The sequence below is a fragment of the Prevotella sp. C561 genome, from assembly GCF_000224595.1.
Classification (GTDB): Bacteria; Bacteroidota; Bacteroidia; order Bacteroidales; family Bacteroidaceae; genus Prevotella; species Prevotella jejuni.
The window spans coordinates 1-1,626 of the sequence record NZ_JH114178.1; the positions used below are offsets into that span (position 1 = coordinate 1).

Annotated in this window: 3 protein-coding genes; all 3 read right to left on the reverse strand. The window is 37.5% G+C overall.

Annotated features, from left to right (window positions below; translation table 11 throughout):
- Positions 1 to 774 (reverse strand): PAAR-like protein (locus HMPREF0666_RS15810; protein ID WP_009013396.1); only part of this gene is annotated, 774 nt, incomplete at its 3' end.
- Positions 771 to 1,175 (reverse strand): hypothetical protein, encoded by a 405-nt coding sequence (locus HMPREF0666_RS15815; RefSeq protein ID WP_232214155.1) that lies wholly within the window; start codon positions 1,173 to 1,175, stop codon positions 771 to 773. The genes HMPREF0666_RS15810 and HMPREF0666_RS15815, both read right to left, overlap by 4 nt.
- 48 nt (positions 1,176 to 1,223) lie before the next feature.
- The coding region (locus tag HMPREF0666_RS15820) for an IS30 family transposase (protein ID WP_009013315.1) at positions 1,224 to 1,626 on the reverse strand (403 nt) is incomplete at its 5' end.

Sequence of the window (1,626 nt, forward strand, 5' to 3'; positions counted from 1 at the left end):
CTCATACCCCTCAAGTTTTTCATCCTTATTCTTAAGCATAGCTTGTTGTTTAGGGCTTAGCCCATCCATAGCCTCGTCCATGTCATAATCCTTATCTTTCTTTTTTGTCGTTCGATTATAAGCAAAGTAACTTAAGACTAACATTTTAGCGGCTTCAGAAAAGTCAGGTTTTATGATAGTTATAAGTCCTCCTTGTATGCAATTCAACATAGCTCCTTCAAGTAAGGCTTTCTGACCACTGATTTTCACGGATGAATTTACTCTTGTCCAAGTAGACATCTTTGTATATGCGGCGCAGATATTTGGCATTATCACATTTTGAACCATCTTTGATACTTTTCCATGCAGGAAAGAGTACATTCCCACTGCACCAAGCACAGCACCGGCAGTACTTCCTACTTGGGCACCTTGAACTGTTGCACTAATCATAGTGCCAACTTTATTAAAGAACCCCATATCCTTGGATGCATCTTTTCCTGCTCGCAAACCTCTCAGTGCACCGACTACTAATCCTGCTAAAGCTCCACCTATTGCGGCACGCAGACATAGAACAGAGGTAAAGAGAGTCATATTCATCAATACAGTTGCAAGCACACTGATGAAATCTGGCGTCTTATAGCATCCATAACATTCGCCCATTCTGTCATTCTCCGTAGCAAGTAGCTTCCCATTACTACGTTTGACACTATTTTGGCTTGTTACTTTAATCAAAGCCTGATGTGCACCAAGTGTGCATACTGTGATATCTTTGTCTTGTATATATTGTAAACTCATAATACTAATCCTTCTATTTTAAACTCTATCTGAGTAATATATGAGTAACTCTCACTTGCTTGCTCATGTATTATCGTTTGTGCAGTGTCGAAGAAATCCAATTGTTTGTCTGAACATAGATATTTAGTCTCTATATGGTATTGGTAGTCAAATACAGCATGATTAGTTAAGGGAAGAATCTCTCTCTTGTATTGTTCTTCTATACTATCTATGTCGTTTATTAAACCTTCGCCTTGTTGTGTCAACTCTAAAACACCATTAGCTAAAGTCTCTTTACCGATTCTTTTTATTTTTGTACTTACCTTATGAGTACAAAACAGAGAAGAAGCAGGGCTAATAGTAAATGATTTTCCCCCACCAAACCATGACCATAATGTATAATAAAGCAAAGAGTCTTTCATTTCGTTCTCGAAAGAATCATAGCGTGAATTCAACAAGCAAGTGCAAATTTACTTAATTAGTTCGTAAAAGCAGTCCTGTGGTGTTTTAAAATCTAATTTCTTTCTTGGCCTCATGTTAATTTTCTTTGAATACTTAGTTATTTGTTGCTGGCTGATATGCTCAAAGGTTTCTTTTTTTGGCACGTATTGCCTAATTAGTCCGTTAGCATTTTCTATAGCGCCTTTCTGCCATGAAGCGTATGGGTCAGCAAAATATATGGTAACACCAAGGCTTTTGGCTATCATTTCATGACAAGCGAATTCTGTACCATTGTCAGTTGTAATAGACTTGATATGGTCTTTGAAAGGAGATAGTAAGTGTATTACAGTTCGTGCCAGTTCTTTGGCATTTTTCCCCTTCTTTAGTTTTCTCATAAACAACATGTTTGTACTACGCTCTATCAGTGTTACG

Bases quoted from the DNA above. Each gene is read 5' to 3' on its own strand.
- HMPREF0666_RS15815 (WP_232214155.1), bottom strand. From the start codon at position 1,175: ATGAAAGACTCTTTGCTTTATTATACATTATGGTCATGGTTTGGTGGG.